At 73.1% G+C, this 8,324-nt stretch carries 5 protein-coding genes; 3 read left to right on the forward strand and 2 right to left on the reverse strand.

Translation table 11 applies throughout. The features are described 5' to 3' along the window. Window positions 1-107: 107 nt before the first annotated feature. Complete coding sequence (locus tag E2C05_RS25420; protein ID WP_133222442.1) at window positions 108-2,885, forward strand: phosphoenolpyruvate carboxylase; 2,778 nt, start codon at window positions 108-110, stop codon at window positions 2,883-2,885. A 200-nt stretch (window positions 2,886-3,085) separates the two neighbouring features. Continuing rightward, window positions 3,086-4,201 (forward strand): NADH:flavin oxidoreductase/NADH oxidase, encoded by a 1,116-nt coding sequence (locus E2C05_RS25425; protein WP_133222443.1) that lies wholly within the window; start codon window positions 3,086-3,088, stop codon window positions 4,199-4,201. Window positions 4,202-4,322: 121 nt separating this feature from the next. On the opposite strand, the gene E2C05_RS25430 is transcribed toward E2C05_RS25425, so the two are convergent. Together E2C05_RS25430 and E2C05_RS25435 are read right to left on the reverse strand one after the other, a co-directional pair. Continuing rightward, window positions 4,323-4,538 carry a hypothetical protein gene (locus E2C05_RS25430; RefSeq protein WP_133222444.1) on the reverse strand — a complete coding sequence of 72 codons (216 nt, stop codon included), beginning with the start codon at window positions 4,536-4,538 and terminating at the stop codon, window positions 4,323-4,325. Between the two features lie 117 nt (window positions 4,539-4,655). Further along, on the reverse strand, window positions 4,656-6,779 hold the full coding sequence (locus tag E2C05_RS25435) for a sodium-translocating pyrophosphatase (protein WP_456306529.1): 2,124 nt from the start codon (window positions 6,777-6,779) through the stop codon (window positions 4,656-4,658). Window positions 6,780-7,083: 304 nt separating this feature from the next. On the opposite strand from E2C05_RS25435, the gene E2C05_RS25440 reads away from it, so the two are divergent. Next, entirely contained in the window at window positions 7,084-8,259 is a 1,176-nt protein-coding gene (locus E2C05_RS25440; protein ID WP_133222445.1) for an E22 family MetX-like putative esterase, read from the forward strand. Window positions 8,260-8,324: the final 65 nt, after the last annotated feature.

Here is an 8,324-nt window from a genome sequence, read left to right on the forward strand (position 1 = left end):
CGCCGCCGGCCCGGCGCGGGGCTGAGCCGGGCGCCGGCCGCGCGGCGCCGCCGCCGCGCCGCACAATGCGCTGGCCAGGCGGATCTTCGCAGGTGCAACATGCCCGGATGCCGGACAGCCTGCCCGATCCTCTCCACGAACTCCTCGCCCGCCTGCGGGAGGCGCGGGACGCCGCCGCGCAGGATCCCTTCGGCGACCCCGTCCTGCTGATCGCGCTGGCCATCAGCCGGCGGATGGATGACGGCCTGCTGGACCTCGAGGGGCTGACGGCGCTGGTGCAGCGCCTGTCCGACCAGGCCGCGGCCGACCGCGCCCGTCGCATCGCCGCCTATGTCGGGCTGGACGCCGGGCCGCCCGACCTGCGGATCCTCGCCGAGCGGCTGGTCCGCCCGGACCCCGAGGACAGCCCCATCCCCTTCGCGCGCTTCCGCGCCCTGGTGGAGACGCCGCGCTTCGCCGCGGTCTTCACCGCCCACCCGACCTTCTCCCTGCCGCAGGCGACCGGCACCGCGCTGGCCGAGGCCGCCAGCGGCGCCGAGTTCCCCGCCGGCCTGCCGCACCGGCCGCCGGCGCCCACCCTCGCCGACGAATTCGAGCAGGCCGTCGCCGCCATCCAACGGGGACGGGATGCGCTGGACGGGCTGGCGGCCGCGCTGCTGGACGCTGCCCGCGGCGTGTGGGGCGACCGCTGGACGACGCTGGTGCCGCGGCCGGTGCTGCTCGCCTCCTGGGTGGGCTACGACACCGATGGCCGCACCGATATCGGCTGGTGGGACACGCTGCGGCTGCGCCTGGTGATGAAGCGCCTGCAGCTCGATCGGCTGCAGGCGCAGCTCGACGCGCTGGGCGACTGCGCCGCGCCCATCGCCGCCCGCATCGCCGCGGCGCGGGACGCGGTGGCGGCGCAGGTCGCCGCCGTGCCGGAGAAGCCGGAGGCCGAGGCGGTGGCCCGCCTGGCGGCCGAGATGGTGGGGCGGCGGGACGTGGCGCTGACCGGCACCGCGCCGCTGCTCGACCTTTTCCCGGCGGCCATCGCCGCCGCGCCGGATGACGCGGCGCGGCAGGCGCTGGTGGTCGCCCGGGCCGGCCTCGCGGCGCATGGCCTGGCGCTGGCGCATACCCATGTGCGGCTGAATGCGGCACAGGTGCACAATGCGGTGCGGCAGCGCCTCGGCCTCGCCGCCTCGGCCGACGACATGGCGCAGCGCCGCGGGCTGCTGGGGACCATCAACGCGGCGCTGGGGGAGGTGCAGGCGCAGCCGGTCGATTTCGGCGCGCTGATCGCCGAGCAGGCCTCGGCGGCGCGGCTGATGCTGGTCTGCGCCCAGATCGCCAAGCATGTCGATGGCAGCGCGCCGATCCGCTTCCTGATCGCCGAGACCGAGACCGGCTACACGCTGCTGGCCGCGCTCTGGCTGGCGAAGCGCTTCGGCGCGGAGCAGGCGGTCGAGCTGTCCCCGCTGTTCGAGACCGCCGAGGCGCTCGACCGCGGCGAGCGGGTGCTGGAGGAGGCGCTGCGCAGCCCGCATTACCGCGACTATGTGCGGCGGCACGGAAGGCTCTGCCTGCAATTCGGCTATTCCGACAGCGGCCGCTATGTCGGCCAGCTTGCCGGCAGCTACCTGGCGGAACGGCTGAAGCTTCGCCTGGTCGAGCTGCTGCGGCGGCACAAGCTGGACGGCATCGAGGTGGTGCTGTTCGACACCCATGGCGAGAGCGTGGGGCGCGGCGGGCATCCCGACAGCCTGGCCGACCGGCTCGCCTACCTGTCGCCGCCGCAGGCGCGCGGGGCGCTGGACCGCGCCGGCCTCCGGCTGCGGGAGGAGACGGCCTTCCAAGGTGGCGACGGGTACCTGCTGTTCGGCACGCCCCGGCTGGCCGAGGCGACCATCGCCGGCATCGCCGCGCATGCCTTCGCCCCGGCCGGGCCGGTGGACGACCCGGTCTATGCCGAGGCCGACTACGTCGCCGATTTCTTCGCAACCGTGCGGAAGGAAATGCAGGCGCTGGTTGAGGACCCGGGCTATGCTGCGCTGCTGGGCGCCTTCGGGCCCGGCCTGCTCGATCGCACCGGCTCCCGCCCGGCCGTCCGCCAATCGGACGGAATGGGGGGGCCGGTGCGGATCAGCCACCCGTCCCAGCTGCGCGCCATCCCCAACAACGCCATCCTGCAGCAGCTGGGCTGGATGGCGAATTCGCTGCATGGCCTGGGCACCGCCGCCACCGCGAACCCGGATGCCTTCAACGACCTCCGCGCCCGCTCGCCGCGCTTCAAGCGGGCGCTGGCCCTGGCGGCGCGGGCGGCGGCCTGCTCCGACCTGGGCGTGCTGCGGGCGGTGGTGGACACGCTCGATCCCGGCCCCTGGCTCGACCGCGCCGGCTTCACCCGCCGGCCGGGCCGGCGGGAGGAGCTGCTCGGCGTCGCCGCGACGGTGGAGCGGCTGGACCTGGATGCGCCGGTGCGCCGGCTGTTCCGCCGGCTGCAGGCCGACCACCTGTCGCTGCGCCATGCCTGGCCGGACCTGCCGGCGATGCCCGACCGGCTGGTGCTGCTGCATGCGCTCCGCCTCGCGCTCATCCACCGCATCTGGCTGCTGGCGGCGACCCTGCCGGAGTTCAGCCCGCGCCATGGCGCGACGCGGGAGAGCCTGGCGCTGCGCATCCTGCAGCTCGACATCGCGCCGGCCGTGGCGCTGCTCGAGGAGATCTTCCCGGCGGCGCCCGGCGCGGTGGTGGCGATGGATTTCCACGAGCCGGCGCCGGAGCGCGAGGGGCTGAGCTACGCGCGGGAGCATGCCGGCATCTTCCGGCCGATGGCCCGGCTGTTCGACCTGGTGCGGGGCTGCGGCGCGGCCATCACGCATGAGGTCGGCGCCTTCGGCTGACGCGCCGGCGCCCCGCCGCCATCGCCGGCGGGGAAGGCAAGCGAGTGCAACGGCCCGCTGCCGATCCTGCCGTCCGGCCAGGCCGGGGCCGCTTGCCGGCGGCGCAAACCGCGTCACAATCCCGCGGTACAGAGAGGGGCGGGGAACCGGCAGGCCAGCAAGGCGGCCGGACCCCGCGGCCAGAGGGAGGACCCCGCGGTATGTCGGCGCTGCTCTTTGCCCCCTACAGCATGCGCGACCTCCGGCTCGCCAACCGCATCGTGGTCTCGCCCATGGCGCAGTATTCCGCGACGGAGGCAGGGCACGCGACCGACTGGCACCTCATGCATGTCGGCAATCTCTGCGTCTCCGGCGCCGGGCTGGTGATCATGGAGGCGACGGCGGTGGAGCCGCGCGGCCGCGTCTCGCCGCGCTGCCTCGGCCTCTGGACCGATGCGCAGGCCGAGGCGCTGCGGCCCGTAGTGGAATTCTGCCGGTCGAACGGCCAGGCCGCGCTCGGCCTGCAGCTGGCGCATGCCGGCCGCAAGGGCTCGGTCGGCCGCCCCTGGGAGGGGCAGGAGACCGTGCCGCCGGGACAGGGGGGATGGCAGCCCGTCTCCTCCTGCGACCTGGCCTATCCCGGCCGGCCGGTGCCGCACATGCTGAGCGTCGAGGAGATGGCGGCTCTCCGCGATGCCTACGTCGCCGCGGCGCGGCGCGCCGATGCGCTGGGCTTCGACCTGATCGAGCTGCATGCCGCGCATGGCTATCTGCTGAACAGCTTCCTCTCGCCGCTGGCGAACCGGCGCAACGATGCCTATGGCGGCGACCTTGCCGGGCGCATGCGCTACGTGCTGGAGGTCTTCGCCGCCATCCGCGCCGCCTGGCCGGCGCACAAGCCGCTCGGCGTTCGGATCTCGGCGACCGACTGGGCCGACGGCGGCTGGGACGCCGATGACAGCGTGGCGCTCGCGCGCGCGCTCAGGACGCAGGGCTGCGACTACGTCACCGCGTCCTCCGGCGGGATCAGCGCGGCGCAGCGGATCGATGTGCGGCCGGGCTACCAGCTGCCCTTCGCCCGGCGCATCCAGCAGGAGGCCGGGATGCCCGCCATGGCGGTCGGCCTGCTGCACGAGCCCGACTTGGCGGAACAGGCGCTGCAGGATGGCGCGGCGGAACTGATCGCGCTGGGCCGCGGGATGATGTGGGAGCCGCGCTGGGCCTGGCACGCCGCCGAGGCGCTGGGCGCCGTCGCGGATTTCCCGCCGCAATATGCCCGCAGCCATCCCAGCATGCGCTTCGGCGATCCGGGGCGGGCCTATCTCCGTCGCGGCTGACCGCCGCCGGCGGCGATCCACCGGCGGTCGGCGCGTGGGCTGAGCGCAGGGACGAGTCCGGGCGCGGAGCCGCCAGGGCAGCCCTGCGCGCCCTGGCCCCGGCCGCTGCCGGCATCCGGGCCTATCGGCCCTGCGGCCGCCCCGGTGCCATGACCCGGGCGCCGAGCAGGCAGCCGAGGGCGATGCCGGCCCAGTCCTGGCCGGCTGCCAGGGTGGCGCCGAGCGCGGCGGCGCCGAGCAGCATCAGCGCCCGGCTCTGCGCCGCCTCCACCAGGCGGTCCAGCCAGAAGCCCATGACGATGCCGCCGCCGATGCTGGCGAGGAGGAAGGGTGTCATGCCCGGCACTGTTCCACCCGGCCATCGCCAGAATCTTGCCGGGATCGCGAGCGCCGGACATGGAAAGGGCCGGTGGGTTGCCCCGCCGGCCCTCCCTCGGCTCACCGCCCGTGGCGGTCAGCCGCTATGCGCGAGCATCGCCAGCAGCAGCAGCGCCACGATGTTGGTGATCTTGATCATCGGGTTCACCGCCGGGCCGGCGGTGTCCTTGTAGGGGTCGCCCACCGTGTCGCCGGTGACCGCGGCCTTGTGGGCCTCGGACCCCTTGCCGCCATGATGGCCTTCCTCGATGTACTTCTTGGCGTTGTCCCAGGCGCCGCCGCCGGTGGTCATGCTGACCGCGACGAAGAAGCCGGTGACGATGACGCCGATCAGCATGGCGCCCAGCGCCTCGAAGCCCGCGGCCTTCCCGGCGATGGCCTGCACGCCGAAATACACCACCAGCGGCGACAGCACCGGCAGCAGCGACGGGATGATCATCTCCCGGATCGCCGCCTTGGTCAGGATGTCCACCGCCCGGCCGTAATCGGGCCGGTCGCGGCCTTCCATGATGCCCGGCTTCTCGCGGAACTGCTTGCGCACCTCCTCGACCACCGCCATCGCGGCGCGGCCCACCGCCGTCATCGCCATGCCGCCGAACAGGAAGGGCAGGGCCCCGCCGAACAGCAGGCCCATGACGACATAGGGCGAGGACAGGCTGAAGGTCAGCTCGCCCATGCCCTGGAAGTACGGGTAGGTCGCGGCGTTCTTGGCGAAGTAGGTCAGGTCCTGGGTGTAGGCGGCGAACAGCACCAGGGCGCCGAGGCCGGCCGAGCCGATCGCATAGCCCTTGGTCACCGCCTTTGTGGTGTTGCCGACCGCGTCCAGCGCGTCCGTCGTCACCCGGATCTCCTTCGGCAGCCCGGCCATCTCGGCGATGCCGCCGGCATTGTCGGTGACCGGCCCGAAGGCATCCAGCGCCACCACGACGCCGGCCAGCGCCAGCATGGTGGTGACGGCGATGGCGATGCCGTAGAGGCCCGCCAGGTTGTAGGTGATGAGCACGCCGGCGATGATGATGATCGCCGGGATCGCCGTGCTCTCCATGCTCACGGCCAGGCCGCGGATCACGTTGGTGCCGTGGCCCGTCACCGAGCTTTCGGCGATGGCCTTGACCGGGCGGTAGTCGGTGCCGGTGTAGTATTCCGTCACCACGATGATGGCGCCGGTCACCGCCAGGCCGACCACGCCGCAGAGGAACAGGCTGAAGGCGGAGAAGCTCGCGCCGGCCGCGGTGATCGTGCCCGTGCCGAACACCAGGTAGGTCAGCGGCAGCAGCGCCACCAGGGACAGCAGGCCGGTGACGATGAAGCCCCGGTACATCGCCCCCATGATGGAGTTGTTGGCCGGCAGCTTCACGAAATAGGTGCCGGCGATGGAGGTGATGACGCAGACCGCGCCGATCGCCAGCGGGTAGAGCATGCCGAGATGCAGCGAGTCCGCAGGGAAGGCGATGGCCGCCAGCACCATGGTGGCGACCATGGTCACCGCATAGGTCTCGAACAGGTCGGCCGCCATGCCGGCGCAGTCGCCGACATTGTCGCCCACGTTGTCGGCGATGGTGGCGGGGTTGCGGGGGTCGTCCTCGGGAATGCCGGCCTCGACCTTGCCGACCATGTCGCCGCCGACATCGGCGCCCTTGGTGAAGATGCCGCCGCCGAGGCGGGCGAAGATGGAGATGAGGGAGGCGCCGAAGCCGAGCGCGACCAGCGCGTCGATCACCGTGCGGCTGTTCAGCGGCAGGCCGGCGATGGACACCAGGATGAAGGTGTAGATGGCGACGCCCAGCAGGGCGAGGCCGGCGACCAGCATGCCGGTGATGGCGCCCGACTTGAAGGCGACGTCGAGGCCGGCGGCCAGCGACTGCGTGCTGGCCTGCGCCGTCCGCACATTGGCGCGCACCGACACGTTCATGCCGATGAAGCCCGCCGCGCCCGACAGCACCGCGCCGATCAGGAAGCCGATCGCGACCGGCAGGCCGAGCGTGAGCACGATGAGCACGAACAGCACCGCGCCGACGACGCCGATGGTGATGTACTGCCGCTTCAGGTAGGCCGAGGCGCCTTCCTGCACGGCCTTTGCGATTTCCTGCATGCGGGCGCTGCCCGCGTCCAGCGCCATGACCTGCTTGGCGGTGACCACGCCGTAGGCGATCGAGGCCGCCCCCAGCACGATCACCAGCAGCAACGAGAACGTCAGCAAAGTCGCTACCCCCCTTTGTATCCGTATGCGTGCCCGTGTCCCCGCCGCGTCCGGGGCCGGCCCGCAAGTCACCCCGGCGGACCGCGCGCCTCGGCGGCGGCTGGCCCGGCCCGGGGACGGGTCGGTCGGCGCGCCTTTGGCGGCGCAAGCCTCGGGAGCCTAAAGCAGAATTCCGCAGCGCGGAACCGGACCTCCCCACGGCGCGTCGCCGCCTCCGGCCGGCTTGCCGGCGCCCGCGTCATTGCCCAGTCTGCCGCCCGGCCGGCACCCGCTGGCGCCCTTTGGGGAGGAGAGAGCGAGAGCGATGATCGGACGCCGAGACCTGCTGGCCGCCGCGGCGCTGGCGGCAACCCTGCCGGCGCGGCCGGCGGCGGCGCAGGAGGTGGTGGAGAAGCGCGTCTTCGAAGCGGGGGCCTTCCCGACCCGCGGCGGCGCCACCATCCCGAACGCCCGCATCGGCTACCAGACCATGGGCCGGCTGAACGATGCCGGCGACAACGCCGTGCTGATCTGCCATTTCTTCAGCGGCAACAGCCACGCCTTTGGCCGGCTGTCGGCCGGCGGCCCGGCCGGCTACTGGGATGCGATCATCGGCCCGGGCAAGGCGATCGATACCGACCGGTACTTCGTCGTCTCCGCCGACACGCTGGTCAACGTCAACGTGCCGGATGCCAACACCGTCACCACGGGCCCGGCCAGCATCAACCCGGATACCGGCCGGCCCTGGGGCATGGGCTTCCCGGTCGTCGCCATGCGCGACTTCGTCGAGATCCAGAAGCGGCTGCTCGATTCGCTCGGCGTGAAGCGCCTGGCCCTGGTTGCCGGCCCTTCCAATGGCGGGCTCCAGACGATCGAATGGGCGGCCGCCTATCCGGAGTTCGTCGCCCGCGCCATGCCGGTCATCGCCGCCGAGATCGATGCCTGGATGCAGGGCTGGCTCGACATCTGGGAAGCGCCGATCCGGCTCGACCCGAACTGGCGGGAAGGCGACTACTATGGCCAGGGGCGGGAGCCGCCGCTGCGCGGCCTGGCCGAGGCCTGGAAGATCGTCACGCTGCATGCCCGCGACCGCCAATGGGCGCGGCAATACGACCGGAAGCTGCCGGAGGGGCAGGACCCGGCGCGCCGGATCGGCGACCGCTTCGCCATCGAGAAATGGCTGGACGACGCGGCGGCGGCGCGGGCCCGCACCTCGGACGCCAATTCCTTCCTCTACATGGTCCGCGCCAACCAGCTTTTCCTCAACGACTATCCGGGGCTGGAGGCGGCGATGCAGGGCGCCGCTCGGCGCTGGCTGATCATCCCGTCCCCGACCGACCGGGTCTTCCTGCTCGACGGGGCGCGGGAGTTCATCGAGGTGCTGCGCAAGGCGGGCAAGCAGGTGGATGTCGCCGAGGTCACGGGACCGCTCGGCCACCTGAACGGCGTCGCCGCCATGGCGCCGCTCGCCGACCGCATCCGCGCCTTCCTGGCGGCCTGACCGCCGCGCCGCCGGCGGGGCCCGGCGCCGATCGCAGCGCGGCGCGAGCCCGGCGCCGCGCGGGA

It is taken from the genome of Paracraurococcus ruber, from assembly GCF_004353985.1.
GTDB lineage: Bacteria > Pseudomonadota > Alphaproteobacteria > Acetobacterales > Acetobacteraceae > Paracraurococcus > Paracraurococcus ruber.

What these genes read in the sequence shown, in the direction of transcription:
- E2C05_RS25430 (WP_133222444.1), bottom strand. Translation starts at nt 4,538, where the DNA reads ATGACACCCTTCCTCCTCGCCAGCATCGGCGGCGGCATCGTCATGGGC.
- E2C05_RS25425 (WP_133222443.1), top strand. Translation starts at nt 3,086, where the DNA reads ATGTCGGCGCTGCTCTTTGCCCCCTACAGCATGCGCGACCTCCGGCTC.
- E2C05_RS25420 (WP_133222442.1), top strand. Translation starts at nt 108, where the DNA reads ATGCCGGACAGCCTGCCCGATCCTCTCCACGAACTCCTCGCCCGCCTG.
- E2C05_RS25440 (WP_133222445.1), top strand. Translation starts at nt 7,084, where the DNA reads ATGATCGGACGCCGAGACCTGCTGGCCGCCGCGGCGCTGGCGGCAACC.